This window comes from Streptomyces sp. NBC_00310, from assembly GCF_036208085.1.
Taxonomy (GTDB): Bacteria; Actinomycetota; Actinomycetes; order Streptomycetales; family Streptomycetaceae; genus Streptomyces.
On record NZ_CP130714.1, the window covers coordinates 10100139 to 10119625 of the forward strand.

A 19487-nucleotide genomic window follows, 5' to 3' on the forward strand; every position below is an offset into this window, starting at 1 on the left:
CGCTCCTCTCACCACCACCGCCCCCACCCGTCCCATCCTGCGGCTCCGCCCCGGACCCCGCGCGGCAGCGACGCCCGGCCCGTCCGGCGTCCGGGGACCACGGTTAATCCCGTTGCGGCCGCTCACCGCCCTCTGATGCACTGCGGGAGAAGCCCCACCGAGCGACCAAGGAGCCCCGATGCGCGCCGCGTTCATGTCCACCCAGGAAGGAACCACCCCCATCTCGAAGGACATGACGCTTGTCACGCACACTCAACCTGGGCATCCTCGCGCACGTCGACGCAGGTAAGACCAGCCTCACCGAACGCCTGCTGCACACCGTCGGAGTCATCGACGAGATCGGCAGCGTCGACGACGGCAGCACGCGTACGGACTCCCTCGCGCTGGAACGACAGCGCGGCATCACCATCAAGTCCGCCGTCGTCTCGTTCGAGATCGACGACATCACCGTCAACCTCATCGACACGCCCGGCCACCCCGACTTCATCGCCGAGGTGGAGCGCGTCCTGAACGTGCTCGACGGGGCCGTTCTCGTCGTCTCGGCCGTCGAAGGCGTCCAGGCACAGACCCGCGTCCTCATGCGCGCCCTGCGACGCCTGCGCATCCCCACGCTGATCTTCGTGAACAAGATCGACCGCCGGGGCGCGCGCCACGAGGACCTGCTGAAGAGCGTCGCGGCACGTCTCACCCCGGCGATCGTGCCCATGGGTGAGGTCGGTGAACTCGGCACACCGCGGGCTCACTTCACCCCGTACGACCCCCTTCCGTCCCGGCTCCTCGAACTCCTCGCCGAGCACGACGACGGTCTGCTCGCCGCCTACGTCGACGACGGGACGGCCGTCCCCGTCGCCCGGCTGCGCGCGGCACTCGCCGCCCAGACCGGCGGGGCCCTGGTCCACCCGGTCCTCCACGGTTCCGCGATCACCGGCGCGGGCATCGGCGAACTCATCGACGGCATCCGGGAGTTGCTGCCCGCGACGGACGCAGAAGCCGACGCCCCGGTATCCGGCACGGTCTTCAAGGTCGAACGAGGCCCGGCGGGCGAGAAGATCGCCTACGTGCGCATGTTCGACGGGACGGTGCGCACCCGGGACCGGCTGACCTTCCGTGACGGCGAGCGCGAGGGCAAGGTCACCGCGATCAGCGTCTTCGAAGGCGGAACGGCCGTTCGCGGGGCGGCCGTCCCGGCCGGCCGGATCGCACAGCTGTGGGGCCTCGCCGACATCCGGATCGGCGACACCGTCGGCGTACCGCGCGAGCAGGCGCCGGCCGGGCACCACTTCGCTCCGCCCACCCTCGAAACGGTCGTCCTCCCCGCCCGCGCCGAGGACAGGGGAGCCCTCCACCTCGCCCTCACCCAACTCGCCGAGCAGGACCCGCTGATCGGCCTCCGGCACGACGACCTCCGGCAGGAGACGTCCGTGTCGCTGTACGGGGAGGTGCAGAAGGAGGTCGTGCAGGCGACGCTCGCCGACGAGTACGGCATCGACGTCGCCTTCCGCGAGACGACGACGATCTGCGTCGAGCGCCTCGTCGGCGCCGGCGCGGCCGTCGAGTTCAACAAGAAGGACGGCAACCCGTTCCTCGCGACGGTCGGGCTGCGGGTGGACCCGGCGCCGGTCGGCTCCGGAGTCGACTTCCGGCTGGAGGTGGAGCTCGGATCCATGCCGTACGCGTTCTTCAAGGCCGTCGAGGACACCGTGCGGGAGGGCCTGGAGCAGGGCGTCCACGGCTGGCGGGTCCCCGACTGCGCGGTGGCGATGACGCACTCCGGTTACTCGCCCCGGCAGAGCCACGCCCACCAGGGCTTCGACAAGAGCATGTCGAGCACGGGCGCGGACTTCCGCGGACTGACCCCGCTGGTGCTGATGGACGCGCTGCGGCGGGCCGGTACCCGCGTGCACGAGCCGATGCACCGCTTCCGTCTCGACGCCCCGGCGGACACCCTGGGCGCCGTCCTGCCGGTGCTGGCCGCGCTGCGCGCCGTACCGCAGGACACGCGGACGACCGGGACGGCCGTACGGCTGGAGGGACTGGTGCCGGCCGCCCGGGTGCACGCGCTGGAGCAGCGGCTGCCCGGAGTGACCGGGGGCGAGGGCGAGTTGGAGACCGCCTTCGACCACTACGCGCCGGTCGGCGGCCCGACGGTCCCCGAACGGCCGCGCACCGACCACAATCCCCTCGACCGCAAGGAGTACCTGCTGCACCTGACCCGGCGGGTGGGCGCCTGAGGGGCGCCGGAGGATCACGAGGGGCCTTTATCGGGTCCGCGCGCGGGCGTGCAAGGCCCCACCGGGTCGCGCAGAGCAAAGAATCGGCCGTGACAGGTGAACTCTCTTGCTAAAACGGGTACTTACTCGTGCGTCAGTTGCTATTGACGGCCAGCCTGCCTATTGGGACGGTAGTGCACATGTCGAATGTGGCGGACATGTCAAGATTGCGCACTCGTCTGCTCGGTGTCCTGGTACTCGTCACCGGCTTCCTGACCACGGCGGGCCCCACCCAGCCCGCCTCCGCTCTCACGGACGAACTCTGGTTCGACTCGCAGGCCGCGGCCACCCTCACCGTCGAGGGCGGCCGCTTCAAGGACGGACTCGGCCGCGAGGTCGTCCTGCGCGGCTACAACGTCTCGGGGGAGACGAAACTCAAGGAGAACAACGGTCTGCCCTTCGCCTCGGTCGCCGACGCGAAGAAGTCGGCGACCGCGCTCAGGGCGCTCGGCGGCGGCAACTCCGTCCGCTTCCTGCTGTCCTGGGCGTACGCCGAACCGGTGCGCGGGCAGGTGAGCACCTCCTACCTGGCGGCGGCCACCGCGCAGATGGGAGCGTTCCTGGACGCCGGGATCCGTGTCTACCCCGACTTCCACCAGGACCTCTACTCCCGCTGGCTGTTCGACTCCGACAGCTGGTACACCGGCGACGGCGCCCCCAAGTGGGCCGTCGACCTCGGCGACTATCCCGACGAGTACTGCGGGATCTGCCCGTTCTGGGGCCAGAACATCACGTCGAACGCGGCCGTGACGGAGTCCACGTACGACTTCTGGCACAACGCCTACGGGCTCCAGGACTCCTTCCTGGACACCGCCCAGAAGACGATGACGTACGTGAAGTCCAACCTCACGTCCGCCCAGTTCCAGGGCGTCGTCGGCTTCGACCCGTGGAACGAGCCGCATCCCGGCATCCTCGACTCGGGACAGACCAGCAGGACGTGGGAGAAGGACGTCCTGTGGCCGTTCTACGTCAAGTTCCGCTCCCGGATGGACGCGGCGGGCTGGCAGTCCAAGCCGGCCTTCGTCGAGCCGAACCTCTTCTGGAACGCCAACATCGACTTCCAGAAGCAGGAGGGCGGACTCCTCGACGCGGGCACGATCGGACCGCGCTACGTCTTCAACACCCACTTCTACGACCAGAAGGCGATCTCCGGTGTCTTCATGTGGGGCAAGGCGGAGAACGGCCAGTACGTGAGCGACTTCGGTACCGTGCGTGACCGGGCCACCGCCGGCGGCACCACGGCGATCATCAGCGAGTTCGGCCACCCGCTCAGCGGCTCGGTCTCCGACAAGGCGCCCACGGTCTACAAGGCCATGTACCAGGCGCTGGACTCCCGGGTGAAGGGCGTCAACTGGTGGTCGGACCCGGCCTCCTCGGGCCCGGTCCTCTCCGGCTCCCAGTGGCAGTGGGACATCTACTGGGGCCGCCACCACGAGTTGATGAACGACAACCCCGACGAGGTGAAGGTCGAGGGAGACGCATGGAACGACGAGGACCTCTCCGCCGTACGTCTCGACGACTCCGGTACGGCCGTGCTCCGCCAAGACGCCCGGATGCTGGACCGGATCTACCCGAGCGCCACGGCGGGCAGCACGGTCGCCTTCACCTACGAGGACCGCTCGCGCGACGGCTCCACGACGCTGACGTGGAACCCGGTGCCCAGCTCCCTGCCGAACGTCTCCTCGCTCGTCGGCTCCGGCCAGTACTCCCTGCTGGTCTGGCGCTCGGACGGCAGCACCGAACCTACCGAGCTGCACCTCCCGGCGTCCTTCCCCACCGCGTCCACCACGGTGGTGTCCGACCTGGGGGTGACCGCCGCGCCCCCGGCGTACACCACGTCCACACCGATCGCCGCCGCCAAGGAGCCGGGCGGCACCGGCAGTCGCCGTCTGCTCCTCACCGCCGCCGACACGGGCAAGCTCCACTACGCCCTGGTCACCAACGGCGCGACAGCCCCGTCCGCCACGCAGCTCAGCGCGGCACGGACGGAGCTGTCGAACTGGCTGACCTCTGAGTTCAGTTAGCCGAGGGTCCGGTCCAGTTGGCGGGCACCTGCGCGAGACGCACTCGCTGCGGGTGGTCGCCGACTGCGACGGACACGGTCTTCCTCCCGGTGGCGAAGTCGATCACCGTGACCTGGTCGGCACCGCTCTCGGAGACCACGCAGGACTTGCCGTCACCGCTGACGGTGGACCAGTACGGCTTGGAGACGGGGACGAGCGGTCCCTCCTGGAGGGTCGCGCGGTCCACGACGGTCGCGTAGTCGTCCATGGTGCCGGCGATGCACAGCTTGGTGCCGTCCGGCTTCATCGTGAGGCCGTGGTGGCGCGAGTCGTTGACGAAGGTGGTGCGGTCGTCGCTGACCCCCGCGGACTTCGGCAGGGTCTTGGTGCGGGTGATCTTGTCGGTGGCGATGTCGTACTCGAAGAAGCCGTTGAAGAACGACACCTGGAAGTACAGCTTCGTCTCGTCGGGCGAGAACGCGGCGGGCCGGACCGCGTCCGAGTAGTCGGACAGCCCGATGGCGTTGAGCCGCTCCCGCATGTCGATCACCTTGACCTGCTGGAAGGTGCTCGTGTCGACGACCGTGATCTTCCGGTCACCCTTCGTCCAGTCCAGCCAGGGCGCGTCGGTCTGGGTGTTCACATCGCCGATCGCCATGTTCCAGATGTACTTGCCGTCGCTGGTGAAGATGTTCTCGTGCGGCTTGTCGCCGGTCTTGAACGAACCGAGCTGCTTGCCGGTGACGATGTCCAGCACATGCACCGTGTTCGACGTCGAGGCGGAGACGGCGACCCGCTTGCCGTCGGGGGAGACCGCCATGTGGTCCGAGCGGTAACCCGCCACCGGGAAGCGCCAGTTGATGGCGCCGGTCGTGAGGTTGATGGAGACCACGTCGGCGAAGCTCGGGCGGGAGACGACCATCGACGCGCCGTCCGGGGTGGAGTACATGTCGTCCACGAACTGGTCGTGGCCCTCGCCGACGCTGTTCCGGATCGTCATGAAGGCGATCCACCGGATCGGATCGGCGTTGATCTCCGCCATCCGTGCGTCCTTGTCGGGGATGACGTTGACCCGGCCGACCTTCGCGAAGTCGCCGGAGGACTTGATGACGTCGGCGGTGCCCTCCCAGTTGTTGCCCACGAACATCACCTCCCGCAGATCGGCCGCGGCACTCGCCGGGGTGGCGGTCACGGCGGCGGAGGCCGTCAGGGCGAGTGCGGCGGCGACGGCACCGAGGTGGCGGTTTCCGCGGCGGCGGGGAGTGCGGGTGTCGGACATGGTCGGTTCCTCCTGCTTGCTCAGGGCATGACAACGAGCTCAAGGGGCGTGGGGAAGAAAAGGGAAGCGGGAAGTCTGAATACCTTGGCTTTCAAATGTACTTACTGGAAAGTAAGGAACGGTCCCGCTTCACCACAAGACCAGGGACACGACAAAATCGGGCGACGGCCGATCCGGCCGTCGCGTCGAGTGGCGATCCGTCGGGAGGAGAAGCGTGTCGGGCAGGCTCAAACAGCCCACCGGCCGTTACGGGGGCAGGTCCGCGGCGGAGCGCCGTGCCGAGCGCCGAGGCCGCTTCCTCGACGCGGGCCTCCAGCTCTTCGGCGACAGCCCCGGCTTCCGGGGCACCACGATCGCCGCGCTGAGCGAGGCCGCCGGACTGTCGACCCGTCAGTTCTACGAGGAGTTCCACACCCTGGAGGACGTGCTGGCCGCCCTCCACCTCCAGGTCAACGACTGGGCCGAGGAGGCCGCGCTCACGGGTCTCGCCACGGCGGACGGCCGGCCGGTCGCCGAGCGCGCCACCGCCGCGTTCCGCGCCTACGCCGCCAATGTCACCGGCGACCCGCGCCGACTGCGCATCACGTTCACCGAGATCATCGGCGTCAGCCCCCGCATGGAGCGCCAGCGCCTCGAACGCCGCTCCCGCTGGATCGACTTCATCTGTGCCGAGGCCACCGCGGCCGCCGAGCGCGGCGAGGCCGCCCACCGCGACTACCGCATCGCCGCCGCAGCCTTCATCGGCGGCGTCAACGGTCTCCTCCACGACTGGCAGGCCGGCTGGGTCGACGCCCCCCTCGACGAGGTCGTCGACGAACTGGTCCGACTGCTGCTGGGGATACTGCGGCCGGCGGAGTGGCGCCCGGAGGAGGGCTGAGGCGGAAGACCGGCGCTTTTCGGGGAGCCGGTCACCGGTCTCACGCGAGCCGGTTCACCGCCGCCAGGACCGGCTGCACCCCGTCCTCCGCGCGCAGTTCCCCGGCCAGGGCCCGGGCGCGACGGCCGTACGACGGGTCGCCGGTCGCCCGTCGCAGCGCGGCCTCCAGCGCGGTGGCCGTGAAGCCGCGCAGGGGTACGGCCGCGGGGGACACCCCGAGGGCGACGAGGCGGGCGGCCCAGAAGCCCTCGTCGAACTGGACGGGCACCGGCACGGCCGGGACCCCGGCGCGCAGGCCGGCCGCCGTGGTGCCCGCGCCCGCGTGGTGGACGACGGCCGCCGTCCTCGGGAAGAGCAGGGAGTGCGGCACCTCGCCCACGGTGAACATGTCGTCGCCCTCGCCCCGCAGTCCGCCCCAGCCGCGCTGGATCACCCCGCGCAGCCCGGCCGCCCGCAGGGCCCGCACGACCTCGTCGCTCATCCGCTCGGGATCGGGCACGGTCGCGCTGCCCAGGCCGACGAAGACCGGGGGCGGCCCGGCGTCGAGGAAGTCCAGCAGCGGGGCGGGCAGCCGGTCCTCGCGGTCGTACGGCCACCAGTAACCGGTGACGTCCAACCCCGCCCGCCAGTCCCCGGGGCGGGGCACCACCCGGGGGCTGAAGCCGTGGAACACCGGCCGGCCCAGCCGGTCCCGGGTGCGCCGCGCGGCCACCCAGCCGGTGTGCGGCAGCCCGTACTCGGTGCGCAGCCTGCGCACCTCCTCCGTGAAGATCCACTCGACGGCGGCGTTCACCGCGTGCCCGGCCGCCCGGTTGACGACCGGGCCCCAGGAGCGGACCCCGGTCATCGGCGGGGCGAACTCCCGTGTGGGCGCCAGGGGTTGGAGGTTCACGCCGAGGCTCGGGAGCGACAGCCCCTGGCCGATGGTGTGGCCGAGGGGCGCGAGGGTGCCGGCCAGCAGCAGGACGTCACTGCCACGGGCGGCGGCCACCAGATCGCCGGCCATCCGCCCCACCACGCTCCGGGCCATCTCCACCGCCCGGTACAGCTTCCCGGCCCCGGTGGAACTCCGGTGCAGCCCCTGCCCGCGCTCCGACTCCAGCTCCTCCCGCGGATCCACGGGCATGGAGTGGAAGGCGACCCCCGAACCCGCCACCAGCGGCTCGAACCGGGCATGTGTCACCAGCGTGACCTCGTGCCCGGCCCGCACCAGCCCGTGTCCCAGCCCGGTGTAGGGGGCCACGTCACCCCGGGAACCCGCCGTCATGATCGCTACACGCACGCCCGTCAGTATGGCGTCGCGACCCCGTCGAGGCAGGGGGACCGTACCGCGATGACCCGAAAGCGCCCCTGACGGAGAGCGCCCCTGACCGAAAGTTCCCCTACCGGCCGGGGGAGCCGATCGGCGGCCCTCACCACCCCGGTCGGTGCTCCGCCGCGGTCACCGTCCGCTCCGGCGAGCGCGGTGATCGTCGGGTACGACGGTCGCCCGGGCGCGCGGCAGTGCGGCGGGTACGGCGGGCCGCTCGCCGGTGGCCCCGCGCGCCTGTGTGGCCTCCGCCCACCGCCGGCTGCGCCGGAGCGCCGCCACCCACCCGGCGCTCCCGGCCGACTCGTCGAACTGCTCGCTCAGGACGAGGACTTCGTGGTCCGGCTGATGATCTGCGAGAACCAGCCGGACGCACCGGCGGACACGCTGCCGCGGACGGTCCTGGAGTGGCACGGCTACTCCACCTACGACATGGTGCGCATGCCGCGGTTCCCGAGGAAGGGCCTCGCCCGGTACGCGGACGACCCGACCCGGCCCTACGACGGCTCGCCGTGCACGACCCCGACGCCGCGGCGGAGTTGATCGAACGCCACTGCCATGACGAGGCCCCTGGGTACAGAAGGCCGCGGTGGTGGATCCCCGGCTCCCGGCCGCCCGGATCGACGAGTTGCCGCGGCAGTGGGACACGGCCCAACAGGCGGCGTCCGACCCCGCGCTCCCGTGGCGGAGATGCACCGGCTCCTGGACGAACTGGGCATCCCCACCTGACCGGTGACTCGTCCTACTCGTCCCAGGCCTGGATCATGGTGTGGTCGATGATCTTGCCGTCGCGCAGGGAGATCATCGAGCTCGCCAGGACCCGCACCCCGTCGGGGTACTCGCAGGACTCGGTGAAGGCGACCTGATCGCCCTGGACGACACACTGCTCGACCTTGTGCGTCATCTCCCGGCTGCACACGTCGTCGTACATCGCGCCGATCTCGGACCGGCCGTGCATGACCTTGGGGTGGCTGGGCTGGGTGTTGCGGTCCACGACGCGCAGTTCGGCGTCGTCCGCGTAGAGCGACGTCAGTGTCGCCGCGTTCGCTTCCTCCGTGCCCCGGCGCAGCGCCTCGGTGTCGAAGGCGGGGCTTGTCGAGGTGCCCATGGGTGACCTCCTTCGAAGGCCGTGGCCCGGCAGGGGGGAGCGGGCCGAGAAAGGCCTCTCCCTGAAAGGCTCCTCCGTCGCGCGGCACCCGGCAAGCGCAGCCGGGGACGTGCGCCTCGCAGTCGGGGTGTGCGCCGCGCGGCCGGAGGCATGCGCCTCACGGGTGAGCGGCCGTGACCGTCCGGGGCCGGCGGCCGTTGCTGAGGGCATGATCTCAACTCGACGTATCGTCGCCGCCGTGGGTCTCGCCGTCGGTGTCACGGGCCTGGCCGCACCGATGGCGAACGCGGACGCCACCGCGGACGCGACCACGTTCAGCCCGATGGCCGCGCTGGACTCGCTCGCCGCCAGTGATCTCCCGGAGGAGCAGAAGGAGACCCTGCCGCGTCCCTCGCAGCAGCTCAAGAGCCTCAACCAGGTCCACGAGCTGAACCGGCTGAACGAGCTGCACCAGGTCACCGACATGGCCGCGCCCGCCCTCGGCCTGCTGGGCGCCATCGAGTAGCGAAGCCGGTCGTACCGGACCGGGAGCCCCGCCGCGTGGACACCGCGGTGGGGCTCTTGACATTCCCGGGGGCCGGGCAGAGCATCACGGAAAAGTAAAGTAATTGAATTTCGCACTACGAGCGGTCATGAGCGATCATGCTCGATCGCGTACCGTCGTCGCTACGTACCCCGAGGAAGCCGCACCATGGCCATGACCCGTGACCTGTTGATCGGCGGCAAGGACGTGCCCGCCACGTCCGGCCGCACCGCCGAGGACCTCGACCCGTACACCGGGGAGGTGTACGCGACCGTCGCGGCGGCCGGGCCGGAGGACGTCCGGCGGGCCGTGGACGCCGCCGACGCCGCGTTCGAGGACTGGGCCGCGCTCACCCCCTTCGCCCGGCGGGCCATCTTCTTCAAGGCCGCCGATCTGCTGGAGGGCCGGGGCGACCAGGTCGCCGACATCATGGCCCGGGAGGCGGGCGGCACCCGGCCGTGGGCGTACTTCAACGTGGCACTCGCGGCGAGCATCCTGCGCGAGGCGGCGGCCGCGATCACCGCTCCGCGCGGCGAGGTCCTCAGCAGCCAGAAGGAGGGCGCGCTCAGCCTCGCGGTACGCGAACCCCTGGGCGTGGTGGCCGCGTTCGCGCCGTGGAACGCGCCGGTCATCCTCGGCGTACGGGCCGTGGCGGCACCGCTGGCCGCCGGCAACACCGTCGTCGTCAAGCCCAGCGAGGACGCGCCGATCGCCTGCGGGCTGCTGGTCGCGGACGTGTTCCGGGAGGCGGGGCTGCCCGACGGCGTGCTGAACGTCGTCACCAACGCGCCCGAGGACGCCGCGGAGATCGCCGAGGCCCTGATCTCCGACGAGCGGGTGCGCGCGGTGAACTTCACCGGCTCCACCGGCGTCGGCCGCATCATCGGCGAGCACGCGGCCCGTCATCTCAAGCCCGCCGTACTGGAACTGGGCGGCAAGAACTCCGTCATCGTGCTCGACGACGCCGACGTGGACTACGCGGTCGACGCCGTCACCTTCAGCGTCTTCATGAACGCCGGGCAGATCTGCATGTCCGGTGACCGCATCCTCGTCCACGAGTCGCTGGCCGAGGAGTTCGCGCAGAAATTCACCGCCAAGGTCGGCACCCTCCAGGCCGGTGACCCGAACCACCCCCACACGGTGGTCGGTCCGCTGGTCAGCGCCGACGCCGCCCAGCGGATCGCGGCGCTGGTGAAGGACGCCGTCGCCAAGGGCGCCACGGTGCTCACCGGGGGCGGGCAGCCGGAGGGCGCGGTGCACCCGGCGACCGTGCTCACCGACGTCCCCAAGGACGCCGACCTCTACTACCAGGAGTCCTTCGGCCCGCTCTGCGTGCTGGAGACGTTCGCCTCCGACGCCGCCGCCGTGGCCGTCGCCAACGACACCGACAACGGCCTCAGCTGCGGCATCATCACCGAGAACGCCACCCACGGACTGGCCGTCGCGCGCCGGATCCGCACCGGCATCGTGCACGTCAACGACCAGTCGGTGGCCGACGAGCCGATGGCCCCCTTCGGCGGTGTGAAGGCCTCCGGCTACGGGCGCTTCGGCGGCCGCTGGGGCATCGAGGCGTTCTCCAACACCCGCTGGGTGACCATCGCCACCCAGCAGGCGCACTTCCCCTTCTGAGCCGTCTTCTGAGCCGTCCGGCGCCCCGGCTACCCGGCCGTCGCGAGGAACTGAGTGGCCGCCAACTCCGCGTACAGCGGGTCGGCGGCCACGAGTTCCCGGTGGGTGCCGACCGCGCGGACCCGGCCCGCGTCCATGACCACGATGCGGTCGGCCATCGTCACCGTCGACAGCCGGTGGGCTACGACCAGCACCGTCGTCGTACGGGCCACATCGGTGACCGTGTCGCGCAGCGCCGCCTCGTTCACCGCGTCCAGCTGGCTCGTCGCCTCGTCGAGCAGCAGCAGCCGGGGGCGGCGCAGCAGGGCCCGGGCGATGGCGACCCGCTGGCGCTCACCGCCCGACAGCTTGGTGCCCCGGTGGCCGACCAGGGTCTCCAGGCCCTGCGGGAGCCCCGCGACCAGACCGTCCAGCCGGGTCGTCTTCAGCACCCGCCGGAGGGCCGCCTCGTCGGCCTGCGGATCGCCGAGCAGCAGGTTGTCCCGCAGGGTCCCGGACAGCACGGGCGCGTCCTGCTCGACGTAACCGATCGCTGACCGCAGCCGGGACAGCTCCCACTCGGCGACATCGCGGCCGTCGACCGTGATGAGGCCCGCCTCGGGGTCGTAGAACCGCTCGATGAGCGAGAAGACCGTCGTCTTGCCCGCGCCCGACGGGCCCACGAACGCCGTCATGCCCTGCGCCGGGACCTCGAAGGTCACCCCGTGGTGGACGTACGGCAGATCGTCGGCGTACCGGAAACGGACCTCGTCGAAGGCGAGCGCGGCGGGTGCCGCGTCCGGGGCCGGCAGCGGTGCCGGACGGGCGGCCGGTTCGGCGGGCAGCCGCAGCGCCTCCTGGATGCGGGAGAGCGCGGCGGCACCGGTCTGGTACTGGGTGATCGCGCCCACGACCTGCTGTATCGGCGACATCAGATAGAACACGTACAGCAGGAACGCCACCAGGGTGCCCACGTCGATGGCGCCGGTGGCGACCCGGGCGCCGCCCACCGCCAGTACGGTGATGAAGGCGATCTGCATGGCCAGCCCGGCCGTGTTCCCGGCGGCGGCAGACCACTTGGCGGCCCGGACGCTCTGCCGCCACGACTCCTCGGCCGCCGCGTGGATCGTCTCCTCCTCGCGGTGCTCGGCACCGGACGCCTTCACCGTGCGCAGCGCGCCGAGAATCCGCTCCAGGGACGCGCCCATGGCACCGACCGCGTCCTGCGCAGCCCGGCTGGCCTTGTTGATGCGCGGCACGATCACCCCGAACACCAGGCCCGCGCCCACGATCACGCCCAGGGTCACGGCCAGCAGCACCGGGTCCACCAGACCCATCAGCACCACCGTCGCGACCAGCGTCAGCCCGCCCGTGCCCAGGCCCACCAGGGTGTCGGTGGTCACCTCGCGCAGCAGGGTGGTGTCGGAGGTGATCCGCGCCATCAGATCGCCCGGCTCGCTGCGGTCCACCGCGGTGATCCGCAGCCGCAGCAGATACGACGACAGGGCGCGCCGCGCGCCGAGCACCACGGACTCGGCGGTGCGCCGCAGGACGTACGAACCGATCGCGCCCACCGCCGCGTTGGTGACCACCAGCGCGGACATCAGGACCAGCGCCCAGGTGATGGTCCGGTCGTGCGACAGGTCGTCGATCAGCTCCCGGGCCACCAGCGGCAGGGCGAGGCCGGTGGCGCCGGTGACGAGGGACAGCAGCGCGCCCAGCAGCAGCGCCCAACGGTGGGGCCTTACATAGCCGAGCAGCAGCCGCCAGGTGGGCGGCTGCCGCTCGGCCGTGGTCTCAGGGGTGCTCACAGGGCTCCTCGGCAGGTCGGTCGGGGAGTGGGGACGGGGCGCGGAGCTTCAGCCTACGTCGGTGGCGTGAGGCACCGGGAACGACTTTCGACCGCCCGGCGGTGCTCCCCGGTCCCGGGCCCGGCGCGTACGGCCGGCGCCTCGTCGCCGCCGTCGTCGACGGGCGGCCCGCTCGCCGATCATCCGCGCCGAGACCTCGCCCGGCCCGGTTCGAGGTACCTCCCCACCCCGGCCCGGCGGAACCGGCCGACCGCGCCCGCGAAGCGCGCGGGATCACGCGACGGGTCCTCGCCGTGGGCGCCCCCGGACCCCGTGCTGCGCGCCACCGCCGGACCGGACAGCCTGCCGGCCGTGGGCAGACGCGGACGGCCTGGACGAGAGCGGGATCGCCCAGGCCGTACGGGACCTCATGCGCTGACGGGGCCGGCTATCGCCCCCCGGGCGCGGCGAGCGTGGCGGCGAGATCCGCGGGGCGCGGGCGGTTGTGCGGCAGCTTGCTCGGGAGCGACGCCATGCCGCAGGTGTCGGTGAGCGCCGAGACGACGAGGCCGCCCGCGACCCCGGCCGACAGCGACAGCCAGGCCGGGTGCAGCAGTCCGAGGCCCAGCCCGGCGAGGACGAGCGCACCGGCGGTGAACCGCCCCTGACGCTCCATGGCCCAGGAGGCTCGCGCTCCGCCGGACGGGCGGTGCAGCGCGTGGCCTCCGGCTGTCCAGGCGTTCGTACCGCCGGTGAGATCGGCGGCCGTGACGCCGTGTTCGGCGAGGAGGGCGCACGGGTGTCGCGGGCCACCTTTTCGGCCACGGCTCCGCCCGCCCCGGAGGCCCTACTCGCTGGTCAGTCCGTAGGGTGACCATGGGCGGGCGACCGCCCCATCTCGGAACGACGGAAGGGTTCACCATGGCGCAGGAAGTACGCGGCGTGATCGCACCGGGCAAGAACGAACCGGTGCGGATCGAGACGATCGTCGTGCCCGACCCGGGGCCGGGGGAGGCCGTGGTGAAGGTGCAGGCGTGCGGGGTGTGCCACACCGACCTGCACTACAAGCAGGGCGGCATCAACGACGACTTCCCCTTCCTGCTCGGCCATGAGGCCGCCGGTGTGGTGGAGTCGGTCGGAGCGGGTGTCACCGATGTCGCCCCCGGTGACTTCGTCATCCTCAACTGGCGTGCGGTGTGCGGCAATTGCCGGGCCTGTCGGCGCGGGCGCCCCTGGTACTGCTTCAACACCCACAACGCCACCCAGAAGATGACCCTCGCCTCGACCGGCCAGGAACTGTCGCCCGCGCTCGGTATCGGCGCCTTCGCGGACAAGACGCTCGTCGCCGCCGGGCAGTGCACCAAGGTCGACCCGGCCGCCGCACCGGCGGTCGCCGGACTGCTGGGCTGCGGTGTGATGGCCGGCATCGGCGCCGCGATCAACACCGGCAACGTCGGCCGGGGCGACACCGTCGCCGTCATCGGCTGCGGCGGCGTCGGGGACGCGGCCATCGCCGGGTCCCGGCTGGCCGGCGCCGAGAAGATCATCGCCGTCGACATCGACGACCGGAAGCTGACCACCGCCAAGAGCATCGGTGCCACCCACACGGTCAACTCCAAGGACACCGACCCCATCGAGGCGATCCGCGAGCTGACCGGCGGCTTCGGCGCCGACGTCGTCATCGAGGCGGTCGGCCGCCCGGAGACGTACAAGCAGGCGTTCTACGCCCGCGACCTGGCCGGCACGGTCGTCCTCGTCGGCGTCCCGACCCCGGAGATGAAGCTCGAACTCCCGCTCCTCGACGTCTTCGGCCGCGGCGGCGCCCTGAAGTCCTCCTGGTACGGCGACTGCCTGCCCGACCGCGACTTCCCCATGCTGATCAACCTCTACCTCCAGGGCCGCCTGGACCTGGAGGCGTTCGTCACCGAGACCATCGGACTCGACGACGTGGAGAAGGCCTTCGAGCGGATGCACGGCGGCGACGTCCTGCGCTCGGTGGTGACGCTCTGATGGCCGCCCGTATCGAACACCTCGTCACCTCGGGGACGTTCTCGCTGGACGGCGGCACCTGGGACGTCGACAACAACGTGTGGATCGTCGGCGACGACCACGAGGTCGTCGTGATCGACGCCGCCCACGACGCCGACGCCATCGCCGAGGCGATCGGCGACCGAAGGCTGTCGGCCATCATCTGCACCCACGCCCACAACGACCACATCGACGCCGCCCCCGCCCTCGCCGAGCGCACCGGCGCGCAGATCTGGCTCCACCCGGACGACCTGCCGCTCTGGAAGCAGACCCACCCCGACCGGCTGCCCGACCACTGGCTGGCCGACGGCCAGGTCATCGAGGCCGCCGGCGCCGACCTGACCGTCCTGCACACCCCCGGCCACGCACCGGGCGCCGTCTGCCTGTACGACCCGGGCCTCGGCACCGTCTTCACCGGCGACACCCTCTTCGCCGGCGGCCCGGGCGCCACCGGCCGCTCCTACTCCCACTTCCCGACGATCATCGACTCCCTCCGCGGCCGTCTCCTGGCCCTCCCGCCCGACACGGTCGTCCACACCGGCCACGGCGACAGCACGACGATCGGGGCCGAGGCCCCGCATCTGGAGGAGTGGATCGCGCGCGGTCACTGACCGCTGACGACCTCGTCGGGGCCCGGCTGCCGGGAAGGCATGGCAGCCGGGCCCCGACCCTCAAGGGGTCCGGGGAACGGCGCGACGGCCACGGACAAACCCGCAGTCGCCCGACGACCCGTGCGACCGATTTCCCGGGCGCCCACCGGAAAACCCGACAGAGGATGTCCGGCTTCCACGACACCCTCGTGTCCGGGGACGCCGAAACACCCCCGGCGTCCGCCGAGGTGGCGCCCGTACGCACAGGAGGTCGGACATGTCGAAGCCGCTGGACGGCAAGGTCGCACTGGTCGCGGGAGCCTCCCGCGGGGCCGGGCGCGGCATCGCCGTGGAGCTGGGGGCGGCCGGTGCCACGGTGTACGTGACCGGGCGCTCCACGCGCGAGCGGCGCTCGGAGTACGACCGCCCGGAAACCCTGGAGGACACCGCCGACCTGGTCACCGAGGCGGGCGGCCGGGGCATCGCCGTACCCACCGACCATCTCGAACCGGCACAGGTCAGGACCCTGGTGGACCGGATCGCCGAGGAGCGGGGCCGACTCGACGTCCTCGTCAACGACGTCTGGGGCGGCGAGAAGCTCTTCGAGTGGGACACCCCGGTCTGGGAGCACGACCTCGACAACGGCCTGCGGCTCCTGCGCCTCGCCGTCGAGACCCACGCCATCACCAACCACCTCGCACTGCCCCTGCTGCTGCGCCACCCCGGCGGCCTGGTGGTGGAGATGACCGACGGCACGGCCGACTACAACGGCACCCACTACCGGAACTCCTTCTTCTACGACCTCGCCAAGGCCTCCGTCCTGCGGATGGCCTTCTCCCTCGGCCACGAACTCGGCCCGCGGGGCGCCACCGCCGTCGCCCTCACACCGGGCTGGATGCGCTCGGAGATCATGCTCGACACCTTCGGCGTCACCGAGGACAACTGGCGCGACGCCCTCGACCGCGTCCCCCACTTCGCCATCTCCGAGACACCCCGTTACGTGGGCCGGGCCGTCGTCGCGCTCGCCGCCGACCCCGAGGTCGCCCGCTTCAACGGCGACTCCCTCTCCAGCGGCTCCCTCGCCCAGACCTACGGCTTCACCGACCTCGACGGCAGCCGCCCGGACTCCTGGCGCTATCTCGTCGAGGTCCAGGAGACGGGCAAACCGGCGGACACGACCGGCTACCGCTGAGCCGCGCTCACGTGTGATGCGCCGGAGTCGACGGCGTGGGCGTCGGGGCCGGCGACAGCCGCCAGCGTGCCGAGTGGCCGGGCGGGAGCGCCAGGTCCTCCCGTACCGCGGTGTAGTAACCGTCCCGGCAGGCCCGCTGCCGCTCCAGCAGAGCCTGCCAGGCCTGAGGGTCCCGGGTCCCGGCGCGCAGGAACCCCTCCATCTCCATCACCGTGACGACCCATGCCCGGGCCTTCGCCACCACCTCGGGGCTGCCGAGGAGCAGGAGCGCCTCACCGGAGGGGTCCCGGGCGACCGTCGCCTCCGCCAGAAGGGGCGCGGCCTCCTCCGGTGACAGCGGGTGGGGGTGCGGGTCGTTGCCGAGGTGGGAGGAGACCCGGTAGCTCAGGGTGACGGATTGCTTCAGGGCCCGCGCCCAGTCGGCGTACACCGTGAGCCGCCGCTCCTCCCAACGGGCGGCCTGCTCGCGCCGGAACCGGACCTGCTCGCCCCGCATCACCACCAGATACGAGCCGAGCGCGCCTATCACCACGCCGAGCAGGGCCGGGAGTTGCTGAACGAAGGTTGACATGCCCGCACGGTAACTCGGACGAAGATCGCGTCGCAGCTGTCCCGGTGATCGGTCGCGCAGTACGTTCTGCCCGTACGTTCTGCCGGTACGTTCTGCCCTATGCATGCGACGGGACGCTTCGAGGGGTACGGGGTTCTCATCACGGGCGCGGCGCGCGGGATCGGCGCGGCGACGGCCCGGCGGCTGGCCGAGGAGGGCGCCCAAGTGCTCGTCACCGACGTGGACTTGGCGGCGGCCGAACAGACCGCGACGGAGCTGCGGGGGCAGGGGCTGGCGGCCGAGGCGTACCGGTGCGACGTCGGGGACCGGGAGTCCGTCGAGGCGGCGGTCGCGCACGCGGTGGCGGCCTTCGGCTCGCTCGACGTCCTGGTCAACAACGCCTTCGGCTGCACCCCGGACGTGCCGCTCTTCGAGGACACCCCGGACGAGACCTGGGCCCGCGACCTCGACCTCACCCTGACCAGCGCGTTCCGCTGCTCCCGCGCGGCCCTGCCGCACCTGGTGGCGTCGGGACGCGACGCCATCGTCAACATCGGCTCCGTCAACGGCCTCCAGCACTTCGGCAACCACGCCTACAGCGCCGCCAAAGCGGGCCTCATCTCACTCACCCGCACCCTCGCGGGCGACGCCGCGCCCCGCGGCGTCCGCGTCAACCTGGTGGCCCCCGGCACGGTCCGCACCCCCGGCTGGGCGGGCCGTGAGTCCCACCTCGACGACCTCGCCGAGATCTATCCCCTGGGCCGCGTCGGCGAGCCGGCCGACATCGCGGCGGCCGTGGCCTTCCTCGCCTCCCGGGACGCCCCCTGGATCACCGGCACGACCCTCCGCGTCGACGGCGGCCTGCTCGCCGTCAACACCTCCTTCGAGCGGGCCGCACGAGCCTGGCGGGAGCAGGATCAGGGGTAGGGCAGCTCATGGCCCGGCGACAGCCGCGGTGGCCGCCGTCGCCGCGAGCACGGCTTCGAGGACCCGCTCCGTGTCCGCCTCCGTCGTACGCCAGTTGCTGAACGCGGCGCGCAGCGCGTGTGTGCCGCCGAAGACGGTCGGTGTCACGAAGGCCTCGCCGGAGGCGGCGATCGCGTCGGCCAGGGCGTGTACCCGTTCCCGGGTGGGCCGTTCGGCGAGGGTGAAGCAGACGACGTTCAGCCGGACCGGTGCCGACAGGGTCAACTCCGGTGCCTTCGCGAGGCGTTCACCGAGGGAGCGGGCCAGCGCGATGTTGCGCTCGACGATCTCGCGGTGCCCCGCGCGGCCGTACGCCATGAGGGAGAACCATGCCGGGAGGGCGCGCAGCCGACGGGAGTTCTCCGGTGTGAGGTGCAGGAAGTCCGGGTCGCCGGTGGGCAGGCCGAGGTACGGGGAGGCGTTGTGGAAGACGCGTACCTGGAGGTCCTGGCGGCGGGTGAACTGGACGGCGGCGTCATAGGGCACGTTCAGCCACTTGTGGAGGTCGACGCAGATCGAGTCGGCGGCGTCGAGACCGTCGGCGAGATGCGCGTACGTCGGCGACAGTGCGGCGAAGCCGCCGAACGCCGCGTCCACGTGGAGCCAGAAGTCGTACCGCTCCTTCAGCGCGGCGATGGCACGGAGATCGTCGAAGTCGACCGTGTTGACGGTCCCGGCGTTGGCCACGACGATCGCCGGGCGCCCGTCGAGCGCGTCCAGGTCGGCGGCGAGGGCGTCCACGTCCACGGCCTCACGGCCGCCGGGGAGGAGGGGGACCGTACGCAGCCGGTCGCGGCCGATGCCGAGCACGGAGAGCGCCTTGCCGATGCTGGAGTGCGGGCTGCCGGACAGCACGTCCACCGGGCCGAGGGCGGCCATGCCCTCCCGGGACACGTCGACGCCCAGCCGCTCGCCGAGCCACTCGCGGGCGACGGCCAGACCCACGGTGTTGGAGACGGTCGCGCCGGTCACGAAAGCGCCGCCGTACTCCTCGCCCAGCCCGAACAACTCGCGCAGCCACCCCAGGGTCTCCCGCTCCAGGGCGGTCGCGGAGGAGCCCGCGGCACCGGAGACGTTCTGGTCGTACGCGCTGGTCAGCCAGTCCCCCGCCACGGCCGCCGGGGTGGCCCCACCGGTGACGAAACCGAGGTACCGGGGCCCGGCCGATCCGGAGAAGCCGCCGGCCCACCGCTCGGCGAACCCCGCCAGCGCCCCTTGCGCCCCGACGCCCTCGACGGGGAGCGGCACGGCCTCGGCCCGGTCGCCGATTTCGGCGACGGGCCGGTCCACGACTCCCGCCACCTCCCGGGCGGCGACATCACGGGCGGCCTGCAACAGTTCGGGAAACCGGGAGAGATCGCCGGCGAGTACGGAGTCCATGATCGGGAGCGTAG

The 19487-nt window shown here is 71.8% G+C and carries 16 protein-coding genes and 1 pseudogene; 10 read left to right on the forward strand and 7 right to left on the reverse strand.

Annotated features, from left to right (window positions below):
• The first annotated feature begins 239 nt into the window (after positions 1 to 239).
• Positions 240 to 2231, forward strand: coding sequence for a translation factor GTPase family protein (locus OG202_RS44050; RefSeq protein WP_327726461.1), 1992 nt, complete (start codon positions 240 to 242; stop codon positions 2229 to 2231).
• Between the two features lie 179 nt (positions 2232 to 2410).
• On the forward strand, positions 2411 to 4294 hold the full coding sequence (locus tag OG202_RS44055) for an endoglycosylceramidase (RefSeq protein ID WP_405961731.1): 1884 nt from the start codon (positions 2411 to 2413) through the stop codon (positions 4292 to 4294).
• On the opposite strand, the gene OG202_RS44060 is transcribed toward OG202_RS44055, so the two are convergent.
• Positions 4287 to 5552 (reverse strand): YncE family protein, encoded by a 1266-nt coding sequence (locus OG202_RS44060; protein ID WP_326574103.1) that lies wholly within the window; start codon positions 5550 to 5552, stop codon positions 4287 to 4289. The genes OG202_RS44055 and OG202_RS44060 overlap by 8 nt on opposite strands.
• A 214-nt stretch (positions 5553 to 5766) precedes the next feature.
• Between OG202_RS44060 and OG202_RS44065 the strand changes: the two genes are divergently transcribed.
• A complete protein-coding gene (locus tag OG202_RS44065) occupies positions 5767 to 6429 on the forward strand; it encodes a TetR/AcrR family transcriptional regulator (protein ID WP_326574102.1) in 663 nt (220 codons plus the stop codon).
• A 40-nt stretch (positions 6430 to 6469) separates the two neighbouring features.
• On the opposite strand, the gene OG202_RS44070 is transcribed toward OG202_RS44065, so the two are convergent.
• Positions 6470 to 7696: a glycosyltransferase gene (locus OG202_RS44070; protein ID WP_327732043.1), complete on the reverse strand. Its 1227-nt coding sequence runs from the start codon at positions 7694 to 7696 to the stop codon at positions 6470 to 6472.
• Between the two features lie 198 nt (positions 7697 to 7894).
• Between OG202_RS44070 and OG202_RS44075 the strand changes: the two genes are divergently transcribed.
• A complete protein-coding gene (locus OG202_RS44075) occupies positions 7895 to 8281 on the forward strand; it encodes a hypothetical protein (protein ID WP_327726459.1) in 387 nt (128 codons plus the stop codon).
• 199 nt (positions 8282 to 8480) lie between these two features.
• Here the strand turns inward: OG202_RS44075 and OG202_RS44080 are convergent, their stop codons facing one another.
• Positions 8481 to 8846 carry a nuclear transport factor 2 family protein gene (locus OG202_RS44080; protein WP_326574100.1) on the reverse strand — a complete coding sequence of 122 codons (366 nt, stop codon included), beginning with the start codon at positions 8844 to 8846 and terminating at the stop codon, positions 8481 to 8483.
• Between the two features lie 208 nt (positions 8847 to 9054).
• Between OG202_RS44080 and OG202_RS44085 the strand changes: the two genes are divergently transcribed.
• On the forward strand, positions 9055 to 9351 hold the full coding sequence (locus tag OG202_RS44085) for a hypothetical protein (RefSeq protein WP_326574099.1): 297 nt from the start codon (positions 9055 to 9057) through the stop codon (positions 9349 to 9351).
• A 186-nt stretch (positions 9352 to 9537) separates the two neighbouring features.
• Entirely contained in the window at positions 9538 to 10998 is a 1461-nt protein-coding gene (locus OG202_RS44090; protein WP_327726458.1) for an aldehyde dehydrogenase family protein, read from the forward strand.
• Positions 10999 to 11027: 29 nt separating this feature from the next.
• On the opposite strand, the gene OG202_RS44095 is transcribed toward OG202_RS44090, so the two are convergent.
• A complete protein-coding gene (locus tag OG202_RS44095) occupies positions 11028 to 12788 on the reverse strand; it encodes an ABC transporter ATP-binding protein (RefSeq protein ID WP_327726457.1) in 1761 nt (586 codons plus the stop codon).
• Positions 12789 to 13215: 427 nt separating this feature from the next.
• A pseudogene (locus tag OG202_RS44100) lies at positions 13216 to 13563 on the reverse strand (YgaP-like transmembrane domain); the annotation flags it as partial.
• Between the two features lie 125 nt (positions 13564 to 13688).
• Between OG202_RS44100 and OG202_RS44105 the strand changes: the two are divergent.
• The 3 genes from OG202_RS44105 (at position 13689) to OG202_RS44115 (ending at position 16577) form a co-directional block, all read left to right on the forward strand.
• The gene (locus OG202_RS44105; RefSeq protein ID WP_326574096.1) at positions 13689 to 14777 is read left to right on the forward strand and encodes an S-(hydroxymethyl)mycothiol dehydrogenase; all 1089 of its coding nucleotides are present in this window, start codon (positions 13689 to 13691) and stop codon (positions 14775 to 14777) included.
• A complete protein-coding gene (locus OG202_RS44110) occupies positions 14777 to 15406 on the forward strand; it encodes an MBL fold metallo-hydrolase (protein WP_326574095.1) in 630 nt (209 codons plus the stop codon). The genes OG202_RS44105 and OG202_RS44110 overlap by 1 nt, the downstream gene beginning before the upstream one ends.
• Positions 15407 to 15662: 256 nt before the next feature.
• A complete protein-coding gene (locus OG202_RS44115; RefSeq protein WP_326574094.1) occupies positions 15663 to 16577 on the forward strand; it encodes an SDR family oxidoreductase in 915 nt (304 codons plus the stop codon).
• Between the two features lie 7 nt (positions 16578 to 16584).
• Here OG202_RS44115 and OG202_RS44120 read toward each other — a convergent pair whose 3' ends face one another.
• Complete coding sequence (locus OG202_RS44120) at positions 16585 to 17148, reverse strand: hypothetical protein (protein WP_327726456.1); 564 nt, start codon at positions 17146 to 17148, stop codon at positions 16585 to 16587.
• Positions 17149 to 17247: 99 nt separating this feature from the next.
• Between OG202_RS44120 and OG202_RS44125 the strand changes: the two genes are divergently transcribed.
• The gene (locus OG202_RS44125; protein WP_327726455.1) at positions 17248 to 18054 is read left to right on the forward strand and encodes an SDR family NAD(P)-dependent oxidoreductase; all 807 of its coding nucleotides are present in this window, start codon (positions 17248 to 17250) and stop codon (positions 18052 to 18054) included.
• Between the two features lie 6 nt (positions 18055 to 18060).
• On the opposite strand, the gene OG202_RS44130 is transcribed toward OG202_RS44125, so the two are convergent.
• Positions 18061 to 19473, reverse strand: coding sequence for a pyridoxal phosphate-dependent decarboxylase family protein (locus tag OG202_RS44130; RefSeq protein WP_327726454.1), 1413 nt, complete (start codon positions 19471 to 19473; stop codon positions 18061 to 18063).
• Positions 19474 to 19487: the final 14 nt, after the last annotated feature.

Coding starts and splice junctions, on each gene's coding strand:
- OG202_RS44090 (WP_327726458.1), top strand. CDS start 9,538: ATGGCCATGACCCGTGACCTGTTGATCGGCGGCAAGGACGTGCCCGCC.
- OG202_RS44060 (WP_326574103.1), bottom strand. CDS start 5,552: ATGTCCGACACCCGCACTCCCCGCCGCCGCGGAAACCGCCACCTCGGT.
- OG202_RS44125 (WP_327726455.1), top strand. CDS start 17,248: ATGCATGCGACGGGACGCTTCGAGGGGTACGGGGTTCTCATCACGGGC.
- OG202_RS44055 (WP_405961731.1), top strand. CDS start 2,411: ATGTCGAATGTGGCGGACATGTCAAGATTGCGCACTCGTCTGCTCGGT.
- OG202_RS44130 (WP_327726454.1), bottom strand. CDS start 19,473: ATGGACTCCGTACTCGCCGGCGATCTCTCCCGGTTTCCCGAACTGTTG.
- OG202_RS44085 (WP_326574099.1), top strand. CDS start 9,055: ATGATCTCAACTCGACGTATCGTCGCCGCCGTGGGTCTCGCCGTCGGT.
- OG202_RS44070 (WP_327732043.1), bottom strand. CDS start 7,696: ATGACGGCGGGTTCCCGGGGTGACGTGGCCCCCTACACCGGGCTGGGA.
- OG202_RS44110 (WP_326574095.1), top strand. CDS start 14,777: ATGGCCGCCCGTATCGAACACCTCGTCACCTCGGGGACGTTCTCGCTG.
- OG202_RS44080 (WP_326574100.1), bottom strand. CDS start 8,846: ATGGGCACCTCGACAAGCCCCGCCTTCGACACCGAGGCGCTGCGCCGG.
- OG202_RS44115 (WP_326574094.1), top strand. CDS start 15,663: ATGTCGAAGCCGCTGGACGGCAAGGTCGCACTGGTCGCGGGAGCCTCC.
- OG202_RS44120 (WP_327726456.1), bottom strand. CDS start 17,148: ATGTCAACCTTCGTTCAGCAACTCCCGGCCCTGCTCGGCGTGGTGATA.
- OG202_RS44105 (WP_326574096.1), top strand. CDS start 13,689: ATGGCGCAGGAAGTACGCGGCGTGATCGCACCGGGCAAGAACGAACCG.